This window comes from Cupriavidus sp. 21MJTG02-4 (assembly GCF_057798975.1).
Genome location: NZ_JBYOJP010000005.1, coordinates 86323 through 110860 on the forward strand (window position 1 = coordinate 86323; position 24538 = coordinate 110860).

At 64.5% G+C, this 24538-nt stretch carries 19 protein-coding genes, 1 tRNA gene and 1 riboswitch; of the genes, 13 read left to right on the forward strand and 7 right to left on the reverse strand.

The genetic code is table 11. The features are described from left to right. Positions 1–66: 66 nt before the first annotated feature. The 3 genes from AC3FKH_RS12050 to ilvD all read left to right on the forward strand — a co-directional run bounded on the left by AC3FKH_RS12050 (position 67) and on the right by ilvD (position 4182). Positions 67–1209 (forward strand): fatty acid desaturase, encoded by a 1143-nt coding sequence (locus AC3FKH_RS12050; RefSeq protein WP_488675772.1) that lies wholly within the window; start codon positions 67–69, stop codon positions 1207–1209. Positions 1210–1260: 51 nt separating this feature from the next. Beyond that, positions 1261–1419: riboswitch (yybP-ykoY riboswitch) on the forward strand. Positions 1420–1524: 105 nt separating this feature from the next. Next, complete coding sequence (locus AC3FKH_RS12055) at positions 1525–2100, forward strand: TMEM165/GDT1 family protein (protein ID WP_483729869.1); 576 nt, start codon at positions 1525–1527, stop codon at positions 2098–2100. 222 nt (positions 2101–2322) lie between these two features. Then, on the forward strand, positions 2323–4182 hold the full coding sequence (gene ilvD, locus AC3FKH_RS12060; protein WP_488675774.1) for a dihydroxy-acid dehydratase: 1860 nt from the start codon (positions 2323–2325) through the stop codon (positions 4180–4182). Positions 4183–4410: 228 nt separating this feature from the next. Here ilvD and AC3FKH_RS12065 read toward each other — a convergent pair whose 3' ends face one another. Both AC3FKH_RS12065 and uraH read right to left on the reverse strand, forming a co-directional pair. Further along, entirely contained in the window at positions 4411–5622 is a 1212-nt protein-coding gene (locus AC3FKH_RS12065) for a urate hydroxylase PuuD (RefSeq protein ID WP_488675776.1), read from the reverse strand. A gap of 31 nt (positions 5623–5653) precedes the next feature. Continuing rightward, entirely contained in the window at positions 5654–6007 is a 354-nt protein-coding gene (gene uraH / locus AC3FKH_RS12070) for a hydroxyisourate hydrolase (RefSeq protein ID WP_488675778.1), read from the reverse strand. Between the two features lie 340 nt (positions 6008–6347). On the opposite strand from uraH, the gene AC3FKH_RS12075 reads away from it, so the two are divergent. From AC3FKH_RS12075 to AC3FKH_RS12100, 6 genes are all read left to right on the forward strand, one after another. Further along, positions 6348–7097 (forward strand): GntR family transcriptional regulator, encoded by a 750-nt coding sequence (locus AC3FKH_RS12075; RefSeq protein ID WP_483729873.1) that lies wholly within the window; start codon positions 6348–6350, stop codon positions 7095–7097. Between the two features lie 147 nt (positions 7098–7244). Then, positions 7245–8651, forward strand: coding sequence for a nucleobase:cation symporter-2 family protein (locus tag AC3FKH_RS12080; RefSeq protein ID WP_488675780.1), 1407 nt, complete (start codon positions 7245–7247; stop codon positions 8649–8651). A 78-nt stretch (positions 8652–8729) separates the two neighbouring features. Then, the gene (puuE, locus tag AC3FKH_RS12085) at positions 8730–9680 is read left to right on the forward strand and encodes an allantoinase PuuE (RefSeq protein ID WP_488675782.1); all 951 of its coding nucleotides are present in this window, start codon (positions 8730–8732) and stop codon (positions 9678–9680) included. Continuing rightward, complete coding sequence (uraD, locus tag AC3FKH_RS12090; RefSeq protein WP_488675784.1) at positions 9677–10195, forward strand: 2-oxo-4-hydroxy-4-carboxy-5-ureidoimidazoline decarboxylase; 519 nt, start codon at positions 9677–9679, stop codon at positions 10193–10195. The genes puuE and uraD overlap by 4 nt, the downstream gene beginning before the upstream one ends. Before the next feature lie 200 nt (positions 10196–10395). Then, positions 10396–11463, forward strand: coding sequence for a porin (locus tag AC3FKH_RS12095; protein WP_483710875.1), 1068 nt, complete (start codon positions 10396–10398; stop codon positions 11461–11463). Positions 11464–11698: 235 nt separating this feature from the next. Then, positions 11699–11944, forward strand: coding sequence for a hypothetical protein (locus tag AC3FKH_RS12100; RefSeq protein WP_483710874.1), 246 nt, complete (start codon positions 11699–11701; stop codon positions 11942–11944). 100 nt (positions 11945–12044) lie between these two features. Here AC3FKH_RS12100 and AC3FKH_RS12105 read toward each other — a convergent pair whose 3' ends face one another. Both AC3FKH_RS12105 and AC3FKH_RS12110 read right to left on the reverse strand, forming a co-directional pair. Continuing rightward, positions 12045–14372 (reverse strand): NADP-dependent malic enzyme, encoded by a 2328-nt coding sequence (locus AC3FKH_RS12105; RefSeq protein ID WP_488675787.1) that lies wholly within the window; start codon positions 14370–14372, stop codon positions 12045–12047. Between the two features lie 267 nt (positions 14373–14639). Continuing rightward, positions 14640–15314: a DUF4136 domain-containing protein gene (locus tag AC3FKH_RS12110; RefSeq protein WP_488675789.1), complete on the reverse strand. Its 675-nt coding sequence runs from the start codon at positions 15312–15314 to the stop codon at positions 14640–14642. A gap of 228 nt (positions 15315–15542) precedes the next feature. Between AC3FKH_RS12110 and pepN the strand changes: the two genes are divergently transcribed. The 4 genes from pepN (at position 15543) to AC3FKH_RS12130 (ending at position 22010) form a co-directional block, all read left to right on the forward strand. Then, complete coding sequence (pepN, locus tag AC3FKH_RS12115) at positions 15543–18242, forward strand: aminopeptidase N (RefSeq protein WP_488675791.1); 2700 nt, start codon at positions 15543–15545, stop codon at positions 18240–18242. A gap of 76 nt (positions 18243–18318) precedes the next feature. Continuing rightward, a complete protein-coding gene (locus tag AC3FKH_RS12120) occupies positions 18319–19344 on the forward strand; it encodes a class 1 fructose-bisphosphatase (RefSeq protein WP_488675793.1) in 1026 nt (341 codons plus the stop codon). Positions 19345–19491: 147 nt separating this feature from the next. Continuing rightward, a tRNA-Thr gene (locus AC3FKH_RS12125) sits at positions 19492–19567 on the forward strand. Positions 19568–19802: 235 nt separating this feature from the next. Then, positions 19803–22010 (forward strand): OsmC domain/YcaO domain-containing protein, encoded by a 2208-nt coding sequence (locus tag AC3FKH_RS12130; protein ID WP_488675795.1) that lies wholly within the window; start codon positions 19803–19805, stop codon positions 22008–22010. A 76-nt stretch (positions 22011–22086) separates the two neighbouring features. Here the strand turns inward: AC3FKH_RS12130 and AC3FKH_RS12135 are convergent, their stop codons facing one another. From AC3FKH_RS12135 to AC3FKH_RS12145, 3 genes are all read right to left on the reverse strand, one after another. Next, the gene (locus AC3FKH_RS12135; protein WP_488675796.1) at positions 22087–22482 is read right to left on the reverse strand and encodes a type II toxin-antitoxin system VapC family toxin; all 396 of its coding nucleotides are present in this window, start codon (positions 22480–22482) and stop codon (positions 22087–22089) included. Further along, a complete protein-coding gene (locus tag AC3FKH_RS12140; RefSeq protein ID WP_488675797.1) occupies positions 22479–22742 on the reverse strand; it encodes a type II toxin-antitoxin system Phd/YefM family antitoxin in 264 nt (87 codons plus the stop codon). The genes AC3FKH_RS12135 and AC3FKH_RS12140 overlap by 4 nt, the downstream gene beginning before the upstream one ends. A gap of 78 nt (positions 22743–22820) precedes the next feature. Then, positions 22821–24377, reverse strand: a complete 1557-nt coding sequence (locus AC3FKH_RS12145) for a methyl-accepting chemotaxis protein (protein ID WP_488675799.1) — start codon at positions 24375–24377, stop codon at positions 22821–22823. Between the last annotated feature and the right edge of the window lie 161 nt (positions 24378–24538).

The following is a 24538-nucleotide window of genomic DNA, read 5'->3' on the forward strand; positions in this document are numbered from 1 at the left end:
TAACCTTTATGGTTCCGTTGCCGGCCATACCAGGCCTTCAGCAACGCCAGCAACCTGAAGGTTTACATGACCCCCACCGCTGCCACGCATCCCGAGGTAACGTTTGAAGCACCGGCCGCCAAAGAGCGGCCATTCCCCGATCCGATTGCCCCCGACCAACCGCTGCCGTCGCGCAAGATCATCCGCGGCTGGCTGATTCCGCTGGGCCAGCGCAGCACGCCGCGCGCGCTGGTGCTGTTCGCGTTTGATTACCTGCTGTTCGCGGCCACGCTGGCCGGCATCGTGCTGGCGCCGCACTGGGCCGCCAAGCTGGGCCTGGGCGTACTGGCCGGGCTGATCATCGCGCGGCTGTTCATCATCGGCCATGACGCCTGCCACCAGAGCCTGACGCCGCGCCGCGGCCTGAACAAGTGGCTGGGCCGGCTGACCTTCCTGCCGTCGCTCACGCCTTACAGCCTGTGGGAAGTCGGCCACAACGTCGTGCACCACGGCTACACCAACCTGAAGGGTTTCGATTTCGTCTGGGCGCCCTATTCGCTCGAAGAATTCCAGGCGCTGCCGCGCTGGCGCCGCATGATGGAGCGCATCTACCGCAATGGCTTCGGCGCCGGGCTGTACTACCTGATCGAGATCTGGTGGTTCAAGCTGTTCTTCCCGAGCAAGCGCCAGATGGCGACGCGCCGGCCCATCTTCATGGCCGACTGCACGCTCGTGGCTGCCTTCGGCGCCGCGTGGATCGGCGCGCTGGTGTGGGCCGCACTGGCCACGGATCAATCGGCCTGGATGATGGTCGGCGCTGGTTTCGTGCTGCCTTTCCTGGTCTGGAACCTGACGGTCGGCTTCGTGCTGTACGTCCACCACACCCACACCAGCGTGGCGTGGTACGACACCAAGGCCATGTGGGCCAAGGCCCAGCCCTTTGTCTCGACCACCGTGCACCTGCGTTTCCGCCACGGCATCGGCGCGGCGCTTCACCACATCATGGAACACACCGCGCACCACGTGGACATGAGCGTGCCGCTGTACCGCCTGAAGCGCGCCCAGGCGCTGCTCGAACATGCGCTGCCAGGCCGCATCATCATCGAGAACTTCTCGTGGCGCTGGTACTTCCAGACGGCACGCCGCTGCAAGCTGTACGACTTCAAGGCCCTGTGCTGGACCGATTTCCGCGGCCGCCGCACCAGCGAGCAGTCGCCGGTTCCCGCCTGACAGGGCACATTTTTCCGGCGGTGGACGCTCACCGCCGTCGCCGCTATAATCGCGGCTTCCATTGGGGAGTAGCCGCCCTGCTCTCACCGCTCCGCGCAATGCGGAACCCGGCAGACAGGGGCGTACGTCAACAGACTTGACCGCTTGCGGTTATGGCGTGCGCAGCTCCGGACCCGGCTGGCCGTATCCGTATGTATGGCCAGCCCGATCCAAGGCCTGGCGAGACCGATGACCATACCTTTCTGGCCGGGCCGGGAAAGGTGTGTGTCATTGGCATCTCGCGATGCATTGCGGCCCGGTTACTCACATAACAACATGGAAGCCTTCCTCGTCTCCACAGGCATCGTCGCGCTCGCTGAAATGGGCGACAAGACGCAGTTGCTCTCGCTCGTCCTGGCCGCACGCTACCGCAAGCCGCTCCCCATCATCCTTGGCATCCTGATCGCCACGCTGGTCAACCACGGCTTTGCCGGGGCGCTGGGCGGCTGGATCACCCACGTGCTCGGCGAAACGCTGCTGCGCTGGATTCTGGGCCTGGGCTTCATCGCCATGGCCGGCTGGATGCTGATCCCGGACAAGTTCGACGACGAAGAAAACGCCAAGCCGGTGAAAGGCACGCTCGGCATCCTGCTCGCCACCATCGTCGCGTTCTTCTTTGCCGAGATGGGCGACAAGACCCAGATCGCCACGATCGCGCTGGCCGCCCGCTTCAACGGCGCGGTGCTCTCCGTGGTCGCCGGCACCACGTTCGGCATGATGCTGGCCAACGCGCCGGCCGTGCTGCTTGGCGACAAGTTCGCCAACAAGATGCCGATCGGCCTGGTGCACAAGATCGCCGCGTGCATCTTCCTGGTGCTGGGCGTGCTGGCGCTGCTGAATATCGGCGGCTGACCACCGCAAGAGACGCACCAGGGCATCCGGGCCGCGAAGCCCGGATGCCCTGCATGCGGGGCGCGCGATCACCGGCCTGCCGGCTACGCGCTGCCGGCGGTGTGGGATAATCACGGGTTCTGCCCAGGGCGCAGCTCAAGAGGTTGTCCGCACGGGCGCGCGAGGGGCTCCTATTCCCGTGGCCCCGCATCCTTTCTGCGATTTAGATTCCACAACCCCACAATGCCCGCATACCGTTCCAAGACTTCCACCGCCGGCCGCAACATGGCGGGGGCCCGCTCCCTGTGGCGCGCCACCGGCATGAAAGACGACGACTTCAACAAACCGATCATCGCCGTGGTGAACTCGTTCACCCAGTTCGTGCCCGGCCACGTCCACCTGAAGGACCTGGGCCAGCTGGTCGCACGCGAGATCGAGGCCGCCGGCGGCGTGGCCAAGGAATTCAACACCATTGCGGTCGATGACGGCATCGCCATGGGCCACGACGGCATGCTGTATTCGCTGCCGAGCCGCGACATCATCGCCGACTCGGTCGAGTACATGGTCAATGCGCACTGCGCCGACGCCATGGTCTGCATCTCGAACTGCGACAAGATCACCCCGGGCATGCTGATGGCCGCGATGCGCCTGAACATCCCGGTGATCTTCGTTTCTGGCGGCCCCATGGAAGCCGGCAAGACGCGCCTGGCCAACCCGGTCACCAAGGCAGTCGAATTCAAGAAGCTCGACCTCGTCGACGCCATGGTGATCGCGGCCGATCCGGCCTATTCCGACGCCGACGTGGCCGAGGTGGAGCGTTCCGCCTGCCCGACCTGCGGTTCGTGCTCGGGCATGTTCACGGCCAACTCGATGAACTGCCTGACCGAGGCGCTTGGCCTGTCGCTGCCCGGCAACGGCACGGTGGTCGCCACGCACGCTGACCGCGAGCAGCTGTTCAAGCGCGCCGGCAGCCGCATCGTCGAACTGGCCCGCCAGTACTACGAGCAGGAAGATGCGCGCATCCTGCCGCGCTCGGTCGGCTTCAAGGCCTTCGAGAACGCGATGACGCTGGATATCGCCATGGGCGGCTCGACCAACACCATCCTGCACCTGCTGGCGATTGCGCAGGAAGCCGGCATCGATTTCTCGATGGACGACATCGACCGCCTGTCACGCGTGGTGCCGCAGCTGTGCAAGGTCGCACCGAACACCAACAAGTACCACATCGAGGACGTGCACCGCGCAGGCGGCATCATGGCCATCCTGGGCGAACTCGAGCGTGCCGGCAAGCTGCACACCGATGTGCCGACCGTGCATGCGCCGACGCTCGGCGATGCGCTGAACCAGTGGGACATCGTCCGCACGCAGGACGACGCCGTCCGCAACTTCTACATGGCCGGCCCGGCCGGCATCCCGACGCAGGTCGCGTTCAGCCAGGACACGCGCTGGCCGAGCCTGGACCTGGATCGCGCCGAGGGCTGCATCCGCTCGTACGAGCATGCGTTCTCGAAGGAAGGCGGCCTGGCCGTGCTGCGCGGCAATATCGCGGTGGACGGCTGCGTGGTGAAGACCGCCGGTGTGGACGAGAGCATCCTGGTGTTCGAAGGCAATGCCCACGTCACGGAATCGCAGGACGAGGCCGTGGAGAACGTCCTCAACGACAAGGTCAAGGCCGGCGACGTGGTGATCGTGCGCTACGAAGGCCCGAAGGGCGGCCCCGGCATGCAGGAAATGCTCTACCCGACCAGCTACATCAAGTCCAAGGGGCTGGGCAAGGCCTGCGCGCTGCTGACCGACGGACGCTTCTCGGGTGGCACCTCGGGCCTGTCGATCGGCCACTGCTCGCCGGAGGCGGCAGCCGGCGGTGCGATCGGCCTGGTGCGTGACGGCGACAGGATCCGCATCGACATCCCGAACCGCACCATCGACGTGCTGGTCTCCGACGAAGAACTCGCGCGCCGCCGCGAAGAGCAGAACGCCAAGGGCTGGAAGCCCGCCAAGCCGCGTCCGCGCAAGGTGTCGGCGGCGCTCAAGGCCTATGCCAAGCTGGTCATGTCGGCGGACAAGGGCGCGGTGCGCGACCTGTCGTTGCTGGATGACTAATCCTGCCATGGGCTGATGCCCCGGCTGGAACGCGAGCCGCTCTTCGGAGCGGCTTTTTTTGTATGCGTCCCTCGGGGCGCATACAAAAAAAACGGAGCCGAAGCTCCGTCTAAACCCTCGCCGGTCCGGTACTGCCGGCCGCCAGACTGCGCGGCCTCCGAACCGTCGATCACCGATGCTCAGTGTTCATGGGCCCGCTCGCCGGCGAGCCCTCATGCTGGATATCAATCAGTTGGTCGTCTTGGCGCCGCCTTCAAACCACTGTCCCAACAGCGCGCGTTCGTCGTCCGTGATCTGCGTCACATTACCCAGCGGCATGGCCTTCTGCTGGACAGCCTGCTGGTAGATCAGCTGGGCGTGCGCCTTGATCTCGTCGGCGGAGTCGAGCTTGATGCCCTTGGCCGCGGTCGGCATCATCTTCGGCGCTTCGGCGTGGCACTGCACGCAACGCGTGTTGATGACTTCCTGGACCTTGGTGAAGCTCACCGCCGTCGCAGCCGCATCGGCACCACCATTGCTGGCCACCACCGGACGCGGCTGCGGCGCGATCAGCACGGCCACCACGCCGAGCGCGGCAACGCCGGCGGCAGGCCACAGCACATTGATCTTGCCCTTGTGCTTCAGGATGAAGAACTGGCGGATCAGCACACCGGCCAGCATGATCAGGATCAGCACCAGCCAGTTGTTCTTGGCGGCGTAGGTCATGCTGTAGTGGTTCGACAGCATGGCGAACAGCACCGGCAGCGTGAAGTAGGTGTTGTGCACGCTGCGCTGCTTGCCGCGCTTGCCGTGGATCGGGTCCACCGGCTGGCCGGCCTTCAGTGCCGCCACCACCTTGCGCTGGCCCGGGATGATCCACACCAGCACGTTGGCGCTCATGATCGTCGCGACCATCGCGCCGGTCAGCAGGAACGCCGCGCGGCCCGAGAAGATGTGGCAGGCAACGAAGGCCGCGGCCATGATGTAGACCGCCACCAGGATCCCGACGAGACGGTCGTTCTTGCCGAACAGGCGGCAGATGCTGTCATAGACGATCCAGCCGATCAGCAGGTACGACACCGCAAAGCCGACCGCCGCGCCAGGCGACATGTCGAACACGTTCTTGTCGATCAGGAACGTGCTGGCGTTGAACAGGTACAGCACCACCAGCAGCGCGAAGCCGCTCATCCAGGTCGAATACGACTCCCAGTAGAACCAGTGCAGGTTCTCGGGCAGTGACTTGGGTGCGGTCAGGTATTTCTGCGGGTTGTAGAAGCCGCCACCGTGCACGGCCCACAGCTCGCCGTCCACGCCCTTGTCCTTCAGGTCGGTGGCGAGCGGCTTGGTCAGGCTGTTGTCCAGCCAGACGAAATAGAACGAGGAACCGATCCATGCGATGGCGGTGATGACGTGCACCCACCGCAACAGCATATTGGCCCAGTCGAGGATATAGCCTTCCATGTCTTGTCTCCTGTTTCCCTAGACCACCGGTTCAGCTGCCGCGGTAGGTCGAGTACGACCAGGGCGAAACCAGGAGCGGCACGTGGTAGTGCGCGTTGGTGTCGGCAATGCCGAAACGCAGGGGCACCACGTTCAGGAACGCAGGCTCGGGCAGCTTCACGCCTTGCGCACGGAAGTAATCGCCGGCAGCGAATTCCAGCTCGTACTCGCCGACGGCCAGATCGGCGCCTTCCAGCAGCGGCTGGTCGCAACGGCCGTCGTGGTTGGTCACCACGGTTTTCAGCGTTTCGCGGCGATTGTCGACAATTTTATGGAGAGTAACCGACATGCCCTGCCCCGGGGTGCCGGCGGCGGTGTCGAGAACGTGGGTGGTCAAGCGTCCCATCGTATTGGTCCTTGTGCGATTGGGTTGTGAGGGGCGCCGCTGCCTTCACTAGCACCATATGTGGAGTATGGTGCCCGCTCGGTACGTCATGTAACGCATCCCGGCGCTGGGTTGGTGCGTGGCGACAATGCGCCCGCCCCTACCCGGTTGACAACTGGGGACTAACCCTTAGTTGTCGAAAACCTGATTCGGTTTTGTTGACAATATTGAAGGCTTAACCAAATAATTGTCAACAATTTTCGGATCGCCGCTTGCTGACAGCCGGGATTTCCGGCACCGCAGACGGTGGTCCCGCAGGGGGCCGCAGCCCGCTGTTTCCGTCCTACCGCTTGGTGCCAAGATGTCCAAGAGCCTGAAGCTGATTGCCGGTGTCGCCGACGCCGCCCTGACCGAACAGAAATCCGAGAAGCCCGCACGCAAGGGCTCGGTCGAGGAGCGCATGTATCACGAGATCTATGACGCGATCATGGAGCACCGGCTGCCGCCGCGCACCAAGCTGACCGAGCATTCGCTTTGCGAGATCTATGCCACGGCACGCCACACGGTGCGCAAGGTGCTGTCGCACCTCGCTACCGACGGCATGGTCGACCTGGAACCCAACCGCGGCGCCTTTATCGCCAGCCCGTCCACCGACGAGGCGCACGACATGTTCGAGCTGCGCCAGATGATGGAACGCGCCGTGCTCGAAAAGCTCGCCGCCATGCCCGACGTGAAGACTGTGATCGCGCCGCTGCGCAAGATGGTGGCCAGCGAGCGCCAGGCCTTCCTCACGCATGACCGCCCCACCTGGATCCGCCTGTCGGCCGAATTCCACACCGCGCTGGCCGAGCTGTCCGGCAACGCGCTGCTGGTCAACATGATGCGCCGGCTGGTCTCGCGCACCACGCTGATGATCGCCAGCGTCGAAGCCCCCGGCAACAACGCGTGCTCGTTCGACGAACACGAGGAAATCCTCGACGCACTGGAACAGGGCGATGCCGCGCTGGCCCAGTCGCGCATGGCGCACCACCTCGGCGCCTGCGCCGACCGCGTACAGCCCGACGATCCGGGCGCCTTCGATCTTCGCAGCGTGCTGGGCCGCTCCACCTAGCACGGTGTTCCCGCCGGCATCACGCCGAACGAGGCCTGGCTGCGCCATCCATGACAGCGTCCTGAAGGACGCGGCGGAAGCGCTGTTCCATAAAGGAGGCCTTGGATGCCGGTGTTCCCATCAAACCCAAGGAGAGGAGACGCATCAATGACTTCCGCAAGCACCGCGGTCCCCACGGACCTGACCAACGAGCGTCTGCCCTCCGGGCGCCTGCTCGCGCTCGGGCTGCAGCATGTGCTGGTGATGTATGCCGGCACTGTCGCGGTCCCCCTCATCGTCGGCGGCGCCCTGAAGCTGCCCAAGGACCAGCTCGCTTTCCTGATCAATGCCGACCTGTTCGCTGCGGGCCTGGCCACGCTGATCCAGGCGTTCGGCTTCTGGAAGTTCGGTATCCGCCTGCCCGTGATGATGGGCGTGACCTTCGCCTCGGTGGCGCCGATGATCGCCATCGGCACCGACCCCAACATCGGCCTGCTCGGCATCTACGGCGCGGTGATTGCCTCGGGGGTGTTCGGCATCCTGATTGCGCCGATGATGGGCCGGATGCTCGGCCTCTTCCCGCCTGTGGTGACCGGCACGGTGATCACGCTGATCGGCGTGTCGCTGATGCGCGTGGGCATCAACTGGGCAGCCGGCGGCCAGCCCACCACCCGTGCCGTGATTGATGGCGTGGTCAAGGAAGTTCCCAACCTCGCCTACGGTGACCTGACCAGTCTCGGCATCGCCGGGCTCACGCTGGCAATCATCCTGCTGCTGACCAAGTTCGGCCGCGGCCTGGTGGCCAACTGCGCGGTGCTGCTCGGCATCATCGCCGGCACGTTCGTGGCCATGGCCATGGGCAAGGTCTCGTTCGAAGGCCTGAACGAAGCAAGCTTCGTCGCTGTCATCACGCCGCTGCACTTCGGCATCCCGACCTTCGAAATCAGCGCGATCCTGTCGATGTGCATCGTCATGCTGATCACGCTGGTGGAATCGACCGGCATGTTCCTGGCACTGTCGGACATCACCGGCAAGAAGCTCAGCAACGAAGACCTGACCCGCGGCCTGCGCGCCGATGGCCTGGGCACGGTGATTGGCGGCCTGTTCAACACCTTCCCGTACACCTCGTTCTCGCAGAACGTCGGCCTGGTGACCGTGACCGGCGTGCGCTCGCGCTACGTGGCGGCGGCCGGCGGCATCATCCTGATCGCGTTCGGCCTGTTCCCGAAGATGGCCCACGTGGTGGCCTCGGTGCCGCAGTTCGTGCTCGGCGGCGCCGGCATCGTGATGTTCGGCATGGTGGCCGCGACCGGCATCCGCATCCTGGGCAGCTGCGATTTCAACCGCAACCGCCACAACCTGTTTATCGTCGCCATCGCGATCGGCTTCGGCATGATCCCGACCCTGGCGCCGACGTTCTTCCAGTACCTGCCGAAGTGGACGGTGCCGTTCACCCACAGCGGGATCGTGCTCGGCACCATCGTGGCCGTGGCGCTGAACCTTTTCTACAACGGCATCCAGTCGCGCGAAGAAGCCATGCGCAACGCCGCCGCGAACTCGCACGGCACGGAGTAATTGCAGCAATCGGGACCGCGGTCCCAGGCCGACCCTCCGCAAGGAAGGCCGGCCGGTTCCCTGAAGCAGAAACAAACCATGACCAAGCAGAACTATCCTCGCGATCTCATCGGCTACGGCGCCCGGCCGCCGCACGCCCGCTGGCCCGGCGGCGCGCGCGTCGCCCTGCAGTTCGTCCTCAACTACGAAGAGGGCGGCGAGAACTGCGTCCTGCACGGCGATGCCGCGTCGGAGCAGTTCCTCTCCGAAATCGTCGGCGCCGCGGCCTACCCCGACCGCCATATGAGCATGGAGGGCATCTACGAATACGGCTCGCGCGCGGGTGCCTGGCGCATCCTGCGCGAGTTCGAGCGCCGCGGCCTGCCGCTGACCGTCTTCGGCGTGTCGATGGCGCTGCAGCGCCATCCGGAACTCACGCGCGCGTTTGTCGAGCTGGGCCATGAGATCGCCTGCCACGGCTGGCGCTGGATCCACTACCAGAACATCGATGAAGCCACCGAGCGCGAGCATATGCGCATCGGCATGGAGATCATCAGGGAAATGACGGGCTCGATGCCGCTTGGCTGGTACACCGGCCGCGACAGCCCCAATACGCGCCGCCTGGTGGTGGAGCACGGCGGCCTGCTTTACGACTCGGACTACTACGGCGACGACCTGCCGTTCTGGACCGAAGTGGAAGTCACCGGCGGCGAGAAGAAGCCCCACCTGGTAGTGCCGTACACGCTCGACTCCAACGACATGCGCTTCGCCACGCCGCAAGGATTCAATACCGGCGAACAGTTCTTCCAGTACCTGAAGGATTCGTTCGACGTGCTGTACGACGAAGGCGACCCCAGCGGGCTGGACCAGCCCAAGATGCTGTCGATCGGCATGCATTGCCGCCTGCTCGGCCGGCCGGGCCGCTTCCGCGCGCTGCAGCGCTTCCTCGACTATGTGCAGGGCCACGACAAGGTGTGGATCTGCCGGCGTGTCGATATCGCCCGACACTGGGTCGAGACCCACCCCTACACGCCCCGCAATCAAGCATGAGCCAGACATACTCCATCGACCAACTCAACGCCATGCCCACCGCCGAATTCGTGACGGTGCTGGGTGGCCTGTATGAACACTCGCCGTGGTTCGCCGAAACCGCCGCGGCGCAGCGCCCGTTCGCGAACGTGGCGGAACTGGCCGGCGCACTGCGCAAGGCCGTGGACGAGGCCGGCACCGATGCGCAGGTCAAGCTGGTGCGCGCCCACCCGGAACTCGCCGGCAAAGCCGCGGTGCGCGGTGAGCTGACGGCCGAGTCCACGCGCGAGCAGAGCGGCGCGGGCCTGAACCTGTGCACGCCCGAGGAATTCGAGCGCCTGCAGTCGCTCAACGCCAACTACAACCAGAAGTTCGGCTTCCCGTTCATCCTGGCCGTGCGCGGCTATGACCGCGCCGGCATCATCAACGAGTTTGCCCGCCGCATCGACAATGCGCCCGACGTGGAGTTGCAAACTTGCATCAACCAGATCCATCGCATTGCGCAGTTCCGCCTTGACGACTTAGTATCCGGCTGAGCAAAAAAAGCAACACCTGTATAACAAAAACGCTGTACCCGATGCCGTCGGCACCCCGGCCCGCGATCTCGATGAATGCGGGCCCGTCAACCGAGCCCAGACCAGGCGGCACGAACAGAAGCGCAAAGAACAGAACAAGAACCCGACAGGGACCCAGTACACAACGTTCCAAGCAGGATAAAACCACGGAGGTCTTAAACATGCAGAAGCAGTACAAGCCGGCAATGAAGCTGGCGGCGGTAGCAGCTACCCTTCTTTCCGGCACGGCCATGGCCCAGTCCAGCGTGACGCTGTACGGCCAGGCCGACATGTTTGTCGGCGGCGTGAAGAGCCCGGGCGTTGGCGAGCGCGCCTGGGTCGCCAACTCGGGCGGTATGCAGACGTCCTACTGGGGCATCAAGGGTACTGAAGACCTGGGCGGCGGCACCAAGGCCGTGTTCGACCTGAACGGCTTCTTCCGCACCGACAGCGGCAGCATGGGCCGCTTCAACGGCGACTCGATGTTCAGCCGCAATGCCTATGTCGGGCTGCAGAACGACAAGGCCGGCGCCGTCAAGCTGGGCCGCAACACCACGCCGTACTTCATCTCGACCATCCTGTTCAACCCGCTGGTCGACTCGTACGTGTTCTCGCCGGCAATCTTCCATACCTACTTCGGCGCTGCCAGCGGAGGTGTAGTCGACCCGGGCATCATCGGCGATTCGGGCTGGAACAACTCGATTCTGTACTCCACCCCGAACTTCGGTGGCCTGACCGCGAACTTCATCTACGCCATGGGCGAGCAGCCCGGCGCAGGCGGCAAGAACAAGTGGGGCGGCAACCTGATGTACTTCAACGGTCCGTTCGCCGCCACCGTTGCCTACCAGCAAGTCCGCTTCGACAACGTGGCGACTGACCTGGCCAACGCCGGCCTGTCGCGCCAGGACGCGGCCCAGCTGGGCCTGTCGTATGACTTCAAGGTGGTCAAGCTGTTTGCCCAGGGCCAGTACATCAAGACCCGCGCCACCACGGCGCCGTCCGGCGACATCAAGCACGTCAACGGCCAGTTCGGCGCATCGGTGCCCATCGGCGCCGGCAGCCTGCTGGCTTCGTACGCCTACGACAAGACCGATAACTCGATCGGCGATTTCAAGCGCAATACCTTTGCGGTCGCCTACGATTACAACCTGTCCAAGCGCACTGACGTGTACGCGGCCTATTACTACGACAAGATCACCGGCATCGAGCACGGCGATACGTTTGGCGTGGGGGTGCGTCACAAGTTCTGACGCTCACGCGTTCTGAAAGCAGCACTGAGCCCGCCAACTGGCGGGCTTTTTTGTTGCCGCGCCGGCATCACTTCCGGCATTCAACCAGCGCGGTCATGCTGCAGTGCCGCATTATCTGCCACGCACTCGCGGATCGGCAGCCACTGCTCCATAGGCCGATTCAATTGGAAGCGGCGGGGCACGCTGCCTAGATTGGTTGTCCGGACTACGAAAACCACAGCGAGGCAGGTGACTCATGCGGCGATATGCGAAGACCCGTTCCGAACTGATGACCATCCTGAACCAGTGCCTGGATAACAACCCCGAATGCGGTGAATGTGAGCTTCACGCGGTGCGAATGCACCAGCCCGACCATACCGGCTGCAATTGGAGCGCGGAAGTGAATTTCCCGCAGGAGTATGTCGAGAACCTGGATAACCAGCTTGCTGCCGCCAGGTCGATCATCGTGGTCATGCGCGAGCAGTACAACGTACTGCAATAACGACCGGTGCGGCGAGCTTTTGGCGCGCCACAGCAAAAAAGTAAGGCCGGGTCATTGACCCGGCCTTTTTCATGCCTGGATGGCTGTGTGACGACAGCGCTTAGCGCACGGCGTTGGCGTTAGCCTCGGCGACCGCGACGGCGGTCATGTTGACGATGCGGCGCGTGGTTGCCTGCGGGTTCAGGATGTGCACGGGCTTGGCCGCGCCCAGCAGGATCGGACCCACCGTCACGCCCTGCCCGCCCGTCATCTTGAGCAGGTTGAACGCGATGTTGGCGGCGTCCAGCGTCGGCATCACCAGCAGGTTGGCGCTGCCGGCCAGCTTGGTCGACGGCAGGAAGTGGCGGCGCACGTCCTCGTCCAGGGCGGCGTCGCCCTGCATCTCGCCTTCGACTTCCAGTTCCGGCGCCACGCGCGCCAGGATCTCGGCCGCTTCACGCATCTTGCGCGCGGACGGACGCGTCGACGAACCGAACATCGAGTGCGACATCAGCGCGACCTTCGGGTGCAGGCCGAAGCGGCGGATTTCTTCCGCTGCCAGTTGCGTGATCGCGGCCAGTTCCTCAGCGGTCGGGTCGTCGTTGACGAAGGCGTCGGTGATGAACAGCGTGTGTTTCTCGAGCATCAGCGCGTTCAGCGCGGCAAACACCTTGGCGCCCGGGGCCAGGCCGATCACGTCGCGCACGTGTTCCAGGTGCGCCTCGAAACGGCCCACGGTGCCGCACAGCAGCGCATCGGCATCGCCCATGTGCATCAGCATCGTGCCGATCAGCGTGTTCGAGCGGCGCAGCGCCACCTTGGCCATGTCGGGCGTGACGCCGTCGCGGCCGCGCAGCGCGTGGTAGGCCTCGTGGTAGGCGCGGTAGCGCGGATCGTCTTCCGGATTGATCAGCTCGAAATCGACGCCGGCGCGCAGGCGCAGGCCGGCCTTCTCGATGCGCATCTGGATCACGTGCGGGCGGCCGATCAGGATCGGTCGCGCCAGGCCTTCGTCGACCACGCCCTGCACCGCGCGCAGCACGCGCTCTTCCTCGCCCTCGGCGTAGGCGACGCGCTTGGGCGACGCCTTGGCGGCCGAGAACACCGGCTTCATGATCATGCCGGTGTGGTAGACGTAGGTCGACAGCTGCTGGCGATAGGCATCCAGGTCCTGGATCGGGCGCGTGGCCACGCCGGACTCTTCCGCGGCTTTGGCCACGGCCGGCGCGATCTTCTCGATCAGGCGCTGGTCGAACGGCGTCGGGATGATGTAGTCGGGGCCGAACTTCAGTTCACGGCCGCCGTAGGCCGCGGCGACTGCATCGTTCAGTTCCGCTTCGGCCAGCTCGGCGATGGCCTTCACGCAAGCCAGCTTCATCGCTTCCGTGATCTTGGTCGCGCCGCAATCGAGCGCGCCGCGGAAGATGTACGGGAAGCACAGCACGTTGTTGACCTGGTTCGGATAGTCCGAACGGCCCGTGGCGATGATGCAGTCCGGGCGCGCGGCCTTGGCCACTTCCGGGCGGATTTCCGGCTCGGGATTGGCCAGCGCCAGGATGATCGGCTTGTCGGCCATGGTCTTCACCATCTCGCCGGTCAGCACGCCAGCGGTGGAGCAGCCGAGGAACACGTCCGCGTCCTTGACGATGTCGGCCAGCGTGCGGGCCGAGGTGTCCTGCGCGTAGCGAGCCTTGTTGGCTTCCATGTTGGCATCGCGGCCGACATAGATCACGCCCTTCGAGTCCACCACCGAAATGTTCTCGCGCTTCACGCCCAGGCTCACCATGGTGTCCAGGCAGGCGATGGCCGCCGCGCCGGCGCCCGACACGGCCAGTTTCACCTTGGCGACGTCCTTGCCGACCACCTTCAGGCCATTGAGCAGCGCCGCGGTCGAGATGATGGCCGTGCCGTGCTGGTCATCATGGAAGACGGGAATGTTCATGCGCTCGCGCAGCTTCTGCTCGATATAGAAGCATTCCGGCGCCTTGATGTCTTCCAGGTTCACGCCGCCCAGCGTGGGTTCCAGCGCGGCGACGATCTCGACGATCTTGTCCGGGTCGCGCGCGTCGAGCTCGATGTCGAACACGTCGATGCCGGCGAACTTCTTGAACAGGCAGCCCTTGCCTTCCATGACCGGCTTGCCGGCCAGCGGACCGATGTCGCCCAGGCCCAGCACGGCCGTACCGTTGGTGACGACGGCCACCAGGTTGGCGCGCGAGGTGTACTCGGCAGCAGTCGCCGGATCCTTGGCAATTTCCTCGCAGGCGTAGGCCACGCCCGGCGAGTACGCCAGCGACAGGTCGCGCTGGTTGGACAGCGCCTTGGTGGCGGTTACCTGGATCTTGCCCTTGGTCGGGCTGCGGTGGTATTCCAGCGCAGCCAGGCGCAATTGCGCTTCAGGACTGTTCGGGGCATGTTGCGGTGCGTCACCGCTGGTCTTGCTGCTCATTGGCTCGTCCGGAAAATGGCCTTCTGCCGGCGCCCGTGCGCATTCCACCCTATAGGCAGCAGGCACGATGGCCGGCAGCGAGGGGCAGCATCCTGACGGGCTTCGGTTGTGTGGGCCGGAAAAATCGAGCGCTTATTCTAGCCCACGGTGGCAGCCGTTAACCCACCTCTTTCAAGGGGGGAAATGGGTTTTCGGCCGAATATCGCAGCAAAACAGCTTTTACCCAGCCGTATGCAATGGCACGCCAATGTATATGGTTCGCCGACATTACTTAGGGGCCGTTTTTGCGTCGGCAGGCGACGGCTGGGCCGGACCCTCATCGACCGGCAAGGTTACGCGCCGGGGTCTGCCGCTCTCGGCCGGAAACTCGGTGAACGCGCTGCGGATCAGGTACGGCATCATCGCCGCCGGGTTGCCGTTCTCGGTCTGGTTCTGGGCGCTTACCTGATAGACGCGCTGCCCGGTGGCCGCATCCTTGAAATAGACGCGCAGGCTGGCGAAGGTCACCGGTACGTCGCGGACGACGGTCTGGGGCGGCGGCCAGTAGCCGGGCCAGCCCCACGGACCCCACGGCCGGTAGGCCCCATATGGACCCCAGTACGGCCCCCAAGGGCCATACCAAGGGTCCGGGTAGACCGTTTCCGCCACGCGCACCATGCCGGGGGCCGCGCTGTATTCCATGCTGACCCGGTAGCGCGCCTGCTTCTGGGGCACTTGCTCGAAGCCGACCCCGGCCAGCGCGCTGGCCAGCCACTGCTCATAGGTCTGGCGCTCCAGCTGGGCCGCCTGCTCAGGTGTGTGCTCGAAGCTGTAGGTGCGCGGCGCGTCGTTCTGCCATCCCGGCTGCCGGAACGCCGTGACATCGGTCACTACCGTGCTCGCACACCCTGTCACCAGCATGGCGCCGGCCAGCGCCAGCCACACGGCTAGCCTGCGCCACATCCCATTCCCGTCAATACAGTGGCCGCCCGTGTCACGGCCCGCCCATTGCCACATATCAAAGCCTCTCTGTTGTTGAATCTGACGTGTCTCTGAGACCACGTCGCCGCGCCGGAATTCCCGTCAGCCAGTGCGGTCTACCCCTTGGCTACAATGGTTACTTCAGAGCCGTGCTTCGCCCCGCAGGCCGGCACGCCCCGCTTTCACGGTCTTCCGAAGACAGGATTCCCCATGCTGCGCACCGATACGCCCGTTACCGTCTATCGCAAGGACTATACGCCGCCGGCCTTCACCATCGACCACGTCGAACTGGTGCTGGACCTGGACCCGCAACGCACCGTCGTGACCAGCACGCTGCGCTTCGCGCGCCATGCCGCCGCGGCCGCCGACGCGCCATTGGTGCTGGCCGGCGAGGATCTCGAACTGATCGGCGTGAGCGTGGATGGCAAACCCGTGGCCAATGCCACCCAGCAGGCGGGCACGCTGACGCTGCCGGGCCTGCCCGCGCACGGCACATTGGAAATCACCGCGGCCTGCCAGCCGGCGGCCAATACCTCGCTGTCGGGTCTCTACGTCTCGAACGGCAACTTCTTCACCCAATGCGAAGCCGAGGGCTTCCGCCGCATCACGTATTTCCTGGACCGCCCCGACGTGATGGCCACCTACCGCGTGACGCTGCGCGCCGACCGCGCGGCCTGCCCCGTGCTGCTGTCCAACGGCAACCTCGTCAGCGAACGCGAACTGCCCGGCGGCCGCCATGAAGCCGTATGGGAAGACCCGTTCCGCAAGCCGTCGTACCTGTTCGCGCTGGTGGCGGGCAAGCTCGAATGCATCGAGGAAACCATCCAGTCGGCCTCCGGCAAGGACAAGCTGCTGCAGGTCTGGGTCGAGGCGCGCGACCTCGACAAGACCCGCCATGCGATGGATTCGCTGATCCATGCGATCCGCTGGGACGAACGCCGCTTCGGGCTGGAACTCGACCTGGACCGCTTCATGATCGTCGCCGTCGGCGACTTCAACATGGGCGCGATGGAGAACAAGGGCCTGAACATCTTCAACACGAAGTACGTGCTGGCCAACGCGCAGACCGCCACCGATGTCGACTTCGCCAATATCGAAGCCGTGGTCGGCCACGAGTACTTCCACAACTGGACCGGCAACCGCGTGACCTGCCGCGACTGGTTCCAGCTCTCGCTCAAGGAAGGGCTGACAGTGTTCCGCGACCAGGAGTTCTCGGCCGACATGATGGGCTCGGAATCGGGCCGCGCGGTCAAGCGCATCGAAGACGTGCGCGTGCTGCGCCAGGTGCAATTCCCGGAAGATGCCGGCCCCATGGCGCATCCGGTACGCCCGGACAGCTACGAGGAAATCAACAACTTCTACACCGTCACGGTGTACGAGAAAGGCGCCGAGGTCGTGCGCATGTACCAGACCCTGCTCGGCCGCGACGGCTTCCGCAAGGGCATGGACCTGTATTTCCAGCGCCACGACGGCCAGGCAGTCGCGTGCGACGATTTCCGTGCCGCGATGGCGGATGCCAACGGGCGCGACCTCGCGCAGTTCGGCCTCTGGTACAGCCAGGCCGGCACGCCGGTGGTCACCGCGCGCACGGCGTGGAACGCCGCCGACGGCAGCCTGACGCTGACCCTGTCGCAGCGCTGCCCGAAGGTCGGCATCGAAACGCGCGCCGGCTCGCCCGAGAAGCAGCCCTTCCATATTCCGTTCGCGATCGGCCTGCTCGGCGCCGACGGCCACGACCTGCCGCTGCAGCTCGAGGGCGAGGCCACGGCCGGCGGCACCACGCGCGTGCTGGATTTCACGCAAGCCGAACAGACCTTCCGCTTCATCAACCTGCCGCGCGGCGCCGCGGCACCGCTGCCTTCGCTGCTGCGCAACTTCTCGGCCCCGGTGATCGTCGATGCCGAGTACTCCGACGCCCAGCTCACGTTCCTGCTGGCCCACGACAGCGATGCGTTCAACCGCTGGGAAGCCGGCCAGCGCCTGGCCACGCGCGCGCTGCTGCAGCTCGTGGCCGACGTGCAGGCCGGCCGCGACCTGAAGCTCGACCCCGCGCTGGTCAGTGCCATGCGCACGGTGCTCAATGACGACCGCCTGAGCCCGGCGTTCCGCGAGCAGGCACTGGTGCTGCCGGCCGAGGCTTACCTGGCCGAACGCATGGGCGTGGCCGATCCGGCCGCGATCCACCAGGCACGACAGTTCATGCGCGCGGGCCTGGCCCATGCGCTGCAAGCTGACTGGCTGGCGGCCTATGAGTCCAATGCCACGCCCGGCGCCTACAGCCCGGACGCCGAGTCGGCCTCGCGCCGCGCGCTGCGCAACCTGGCGCTGGGCTACCTGGTCGAGAGTGGCAGCGACGCGATGCTGCAGCTTGCCGGCGAGCAGTACCTGAAAGCCGACAACATGACCGACCGCTTTGCCGCCCTGTCGGCGCTGGTCAACAGCTTCGCCCCGGGCCGCGAGGCCGCGCTGGCCGACTTCTACGAGCGCTTCGAGGACGATGCGCTGGTCATCGACAAGTGGTTTTCGCTGCAGGGCATGCAGCGAGGCGAGGTCGGCCCGCACGCCGGCAAGCGCACCATCGACACGGTGCGCGCGCTGATGGAGCACCCGGCCTTCAACCTGCGCAACCCCAACCGCGCCCGCTCGCTGATCTTCAGCTTCTGCTCGGGCAACCCCGCGCAGTTCCACGCGGCGGACGGCTCCGGCTACCGCTTCTGGGCCGACCAGGTGCTGGCGCTCGACACGATCAACCCGCAAGTCGCGGCGCGCCTGGCGCGCGTCATGGACCGCTGGCAGAAGTATGAGCCTGCCTTGCGCGAACGCATGCGCGCCGAACTCGAACGTGTCTCGGCATCGGCCTCGCTGTCGCGCGACGTGCGCGAGATCGTCGGCAAGTCGCTGGCCGCGTGACGCCCGGGGGCCAGCGCCGGCGCGGCGCCGGCCTGCGCGGCACATGTAGAATTGCGGCCATCCAAGGAGAACCATCATGACTCGCATCAGCCTGACCCGCTACCTGGTCGAAGAGCAGCGCAAGCACAACACGATCCAGCCCGAACTGCGGCTGCTGATCGAAGTGGTGGCGCGCGCCTGCAAGGCCATTTCCAACGCCGTCAACAAGGGCGCGCTGGCCGGCGTGCTCGGCTCGGCCGGCACCGGCAACGTGCAGGGCGAAACCCAGCAGAAGCTGGACGTGATCGCCAATGAAGTGCTGCTCGACGCCAACGAATGGGGCGGCCACCTCGCCGCCATGGCCTCGGAAGAAATGGAATCGTTCTACGAGATTCCCAACCGCTATCCGAAGGGCGAATACCTGCTGATGTTCGACCCGCTCGACGGCTCGTCCAACATCGACGTCAACGTGTCGATCGGCACCATCTTCTCGGTGCTGCACATGCCCAAGCCGGGCCAGACCGTGACCGAGGCCGACTTCCTGCAGCCCGGCACGCACCAGGTGGCCGCCGGCTACGCCGTGTACGGCCCGCAGACCACGCTGGTGCTGACCGTCGGCAACGGCGTGCATGTATTCACGCTGGACCGCGAAGCCGGCAGCTTCATCCTGACGCAGTCGGATGTGCAGATTCCCGAGGACACCAAGGAATTCGCCATCAACATGTCCAATATGCGCCACTGGGCCCCGCCGGTGCGCAAGTACATCGACGAATGCCTGGCCGGCGACGAAGGCCCGCGCGGCAAGAACTTCAACATGCGCTGGATCGCCTCGATGGTCGCGGACGTGCACCGCATCCTCACGCGCGGCGGCGTCTTCATGTACCCGTGGGACAAGCGCGAACCGCAGAAGGCCGGCAAGCTGCGCCTGATGTATGAAGCCAACCCGATGGCGATGCTGGTGGAGCAGGCCGGGGGCGCCGCCACCAATGGCGACATCCGCATCCTGGATGTGCAGCCGGAAAAACTGCACCAGCGCGTGTCGGTGATCCTCGGGTCGAAGAACGAAGTGGAGCGCGTCACGCGCTATCACCACGAAGCAGCGGCGGCCGAGCACCAAGGCTGACGCCGGGGCGTCTACCGTTCCCTGACAGGGCGCCTTCGGGTGCCCTGTTTGCTTTCCGGCGCCGCCCCACCCCGTCACAAAAAATATTTGCAGTGCGGTAAGAGCGCTGCTATTATTGCGGGCTGTTCCAGTTCAACGGAACGTGTTGCCGAAGTAGCTCAGTCGGTAGAGCAGCTCATTCGTAATGAGAAGGTCGGGGGTTCGATTCCTCTCTTCGGCACCATTCAAATCAACCACTTAGCCCAGCCACACCGGTTGGGCTTTGTTGTTTCTGGGCATTGTGTAGGGGGTTTTCATCCGCTCCACAGACGCCCTCCTCGCGCGATCCTTACCCCCAACGCTCTCGGACAAATCAGGTCCCCCGGCGCTCCGGGCGTGCAGCCTGCCTTGGCGGGGTTGCCTTCTGGGTAGAATGCGAGCGGCCGCATCATATTGAGCACCGTTTTTGGAGTACCCCCATGGAAATCAAGGTCAACTTTCTCGACAAGCTTCGTCTTGAAGCCAAGTTCGATGACTTCACGGTAATCGCCGACCAGCCCATTCGCTATAAGGGCGATGGCTCGGCACCTGGTCCGTTCGATTATTTCCTGGCTTCATCGGCCTTGTGCGCGGCTTATTTTGTCAAGTTGTACTGCGCAACCCGCAACATTCCGACCGATAATATCCGCCTGTCGCAGAATAATATCGTTGATCCGGAAAATCGTTACCAGCAGATTTTCAAGATCCAGGTCGAGTTGCCGGCGGATATTTCCGAGAAAGACCGCCAGGGAATTTTGCGCTCCATCGACCGTTGCACGGTGAAGAAGGTGGTGCAGGCCGGGCCGGAGTTCGTGATTGAAGAGGTCGAGAACCTGGACGCCGATGCCCAGTCGTTGCTGACGTTGAAGCCAGCTTCTGACGCGAGCACTTATATTGCAGGCAAGGATCTGCCACTGGAGCAAACCATCGCCAATATGTCAGGCATTTTGGCGGGCCTGGGCATGAAGATTGAAATCGCTTCATGGCGCAATATCGTTCCCAATGTGTGGTCGCTGCATATCCGCGATGCGCACTCGCCGATGTGTTTCACCAATGGCAAGGGAGCGACCAAGGAAAGCGCGTTGGCGTCGGCGTTGGGAGAGTTTATCGAACGCCTGAATTGCAATCATTTCTATGGTGGCACGTTCTGGGGCGAAGACATCGCCAATGCGGCGTTTGTGCATTATCCGAACGAGCGCTGGTTCAAACCCGGACGTAAAGATGCGTTACCGGCCGAAATTCTCGATGAATACTGCCGGTCCATCTACAACCCCGATGGTGAATTGCGTGGATCGAATCTGTACGACACCAATTCGGGCAATACACAGCGCGGCATTTGTTCACTGCCGTTTGTGCGGCAATCTGACGGCGAAGTGGTGTATTTCCCGTCCAATCTGGTCGAAAACCTGTACGTCAGCAATGGCATGAGCGCTGGCAATACGCTGGCCGAAGCGCAAGTCCAATGCCTGTCCGAAATTTTCGAGCGGGCGGTAAAGCGCGAAATTCTGGAAGGTGAAATGGCACTGCCGGATGTGCCGCAAGAAGTGCTGGCGAAATACACTGGCATTCTGGCTGGCATCCAGGCGCTGGAAGAGCAAGGCTTTCCGGTGCTGGTGAAGGATGCATCGCTGGGTGGCGTCTACCCGGTGATGTGCGTCACCTTGATGAACCCGAGAACCGGCGGCGTCTTTGCTTCGTTCGGCGCGCATCCGAGCTTCGAAGTGGCGCTGGAACGGAGCCTGACGGAATTGCTGCAAGGGCGCAGTTTTGAAGGCTTGAACGATTTGCCTCAGCCCAGCTTTGTCAGCAATGCCGTGACCGAGCCAAATAACTTCGTCGAACACTTCATTGATTCCAGCGGCGTGGTGTCGTGGCGCTTTTTCAGCGCCAGAGCGAATTTCGATTTCGTCGAGTGGGATTTTTCCGGCCAGGGCGAGAACTCCAACGCCGAGGAAGCCGCGACCTTGCTCGGCATTCTCGGAGACATGGGCAAGGAGGTGTATATGGCGGTGTATGACCAGCTGGGCGCCGTGGCTTGCCGGATCCTGGTGCCGGGCTATTCGGAGATCTATCCCGTCGATGACCTGGTCTGGGATAACACCAACAAGGCGCTGTTGTTCCGCGCGGATATCCTGAACCTGCATCGACTGGACGACGCCAGCCTGGAAGCGCTGCTCGAGCGCCTGGATAACAACGAGCTCGATGAATACTCCGACATCGCCACGTTGATCGGCATCGAATTTGACGAGAACACGGACTGGGGCCAGCTGACAGTGATCGAGCTGAAGCTGCTCATTCATCTCGCCCTGCAGCAACTCGAAGAGGCGCACGAGCTGGTGGGCGCCTTCCTGCAGTACAACGACAACTCGGTCGAGCGCGGATTGTTTTACCAGGCCTTGAATGTCGTGCTGGAGGTGCTGCTCGACGACGACCTGGAACTGGACGACTACGTGGCCAACTTCCGTCGGATGTATGGCAATGCACGGATGGACGCGGCGCTGGGCTCAGTGGACGGCAGCGTGCGCTTCTTTGGCCTGACGCCCACCAGCATGAAACTGGAGGGCCTCGACCGGCACCAGCGCGTGATCGACAGCTACAACAAATTGCATACGGCGCGGGCAAAGGCAGCGGCTTCAGCCAGGGGTTGAAGAGGCATGGCGGGGGGCGTTCATCCTGTAACCGCTTTTCGCTTCCTGCGCCCTGCGGAAAGCGCGGCCGCCCCGATCAGACGAGCCGCACGGCAACCGGATGGTATCTCGCCAACTTCGGATCATGCGTGACGAGGACCATGCCCTCGCTGATCGCCTGAGCCACCAGCATGCGGTCAAACGGGTCCTTGTGGTCGGCGTGCGGCGGCCCGAGCGCGTCATGCGTGGCGGCATGTTGGTCGGTCATCTCAAGGAAGTGGTAGCGCGCCGCGACGAAATGCTTGCGTGCTTCACTCGCATCGGGCCGGAACTGGCCGGCGGCCGCCTTGATCGATAACTCCCAAAGGCTGACGACCGAGACAAACACGGTACCCGGCTGCGCCGCCATCAACAGGGCTCTTGCCTCGCCCGGCAGACGCGGGCTGTCCTGCGTAGCCCACAAGGCGATATGGGTGTCCAGCAGAAGCCTCATTCGTCAGCCCCATAGAACAGGTTGGCGACCTCTTCATTGCTCGCGTCAAGTTGCTCCAACGTGAAATCCGGCAGCGGACCGAAGGCTTTCAGCCCTCCTCCGATGAAACTGCTGGCCACGTCGACCGGCGCAACCGGCACCAGCTTGGCGGCTGGCTTGCCATCCCGGGCGATAACGATTTCGGACTCCATCCCGCTTTCAACCGCTTCGACCAGCCTGGAAAGCTGGCTCTTGGCTTCGTGCATGTTGACGACCGGCATTACCACCCCCTTAGCTAACCTATATGTAGCTAGTATAGAACAGGGGAGGCAGGCGACTGCCGCTCTCCCATGGCCCACCTAGCTCGCCAGCACATTCACCGCATCCTCCAGCGCCTGCGCCTGCTGCTTCAGCCCCATCGCCGCCGCGGCCGATTCCTCGACCAGTGCCGCGTTCATCTGCGTGATCTGCGTCATCTGCTCGACGGCCGCGCTGGTCTGCTCGATCTCCACGCTCTGCCCGCGGCTGGCATTGGCAATGGCCGAAATCGTCCGCGTCAGCGCCGACACCGATTGCTCGACGCGGTCCATCTCGCCGCCGGCGCTGATGGCCGCCTCGCTGCTCGCCTGCACGACTTCGAGAGAGTTTTCGATCAGTGCCTTGATCTGCTTCGCGGCCGCTTCGGCGCGCTGGGCCAGGGACCGCACCTCACCCGCCACCACGGCAAAGCCACGACCATGCTGGCCCGCGCGCGCGGCCTCGACCGCGGCGTTCAGGGCGAGCAGGTTGGTCTGGATGGCGATGTCATCGATCACGGACGTGATCTCGGCGATCTTGCGCGATTGCGTCGTCAGCCGCTCCATCAGCGACGCCGAGCGGCGCACGCCGCCCGCTGCCGCGGAGGCCGCCTCGGCCGTGCGGCGCCCTTCCTGATGGGCCTGTTCGGCGTCGCTGGCGTTCTGCCGCGCGGTTTCGGTGATCTGCGCCAGCGTGGCCGTGGTTTCCTCGATGGCGCTGGCCTGTTGCTCGGTGCGCTCCGACAGGTCGGCGTTGCCGCTGGCCAGGCCGGCCGACGACTGCCACACGCTCTCGATCGAGTTGCGCGTATCGAGCAGCACGCCCACCAGCCGCGCATTCATCTGGTTCAGGAAACGGCCGAGCAGGCGCGTCTGCGCGTCGCCGCATTCGGGAAAGCGATGCCGCAACTGGCCGGACAGCACCGCCAGCGCGCTGCGATTCAGGCGCATCACGGGCCGCAGGATATTGAGCGACAGGTAGCAGGCCGCGGCCCCGCACATGGCCACCGCCGCGCCCGCCAGCGCCCAGGTGATGGCCGGGGGTGCCGCCCACACCGTCGCGCTCGCTGCCGCCAGCACGATCAGCACGACCTGCACGGACTGGACGACAAGCAGCCGCGCCACCACCGGCAGCCGCAACAGGCGCTGCACCACACCGGCCGCGCCCTTGCGGAATGCCTCGCCACCTGAGAGTCGCCAGCGTGACCGGTCCTCGCGTTTGAGGTCGGCATAGAGCCTGGTTGCCGCGGCGATCTGCGCCGCCGTCGGCGCGGTTCTCACCGACAGGTAGCCCGCAAGTTCGCCGTCTCCGAACACCGGCGTGACGTTGGCGAGCACCCAGTAGAAGCCGCCGTCCTTGCGCCGGTTCTTGACCACGCCCGTCCAGGGCGTACCGGCACGGATCGTCGCCCACATGTCGGCGAAGGCGGCGGCCGGCATGTCCGGGTGGCGAATGAGGTTCTGCGGCTGGCCCAGGACCTCGTCACGCCCATAGCCGCTGCTGCGAAAGAACGCCTGGTTGGCGTATTCGATATTGCCCTGCGCATCGGTCCTCGTGATGATGACTTCGTCCGATGGCAATTGGTATTCGTGATCGGTGACCGGTAGATTCAATCTCATGATGCTGGTTGTCTGTGTCGTTGCAACCTTGCCCTCGACTTCGCGCGCGAAGCCGATCCATCCCGCCTACCCCGGTGGCGGGGCCGCGAGGAGTATTCACGATCGGCCGTGACAGCACGATGCGACGCATGCCGAACATCGCTCCGGCTTGACGGCGCGCA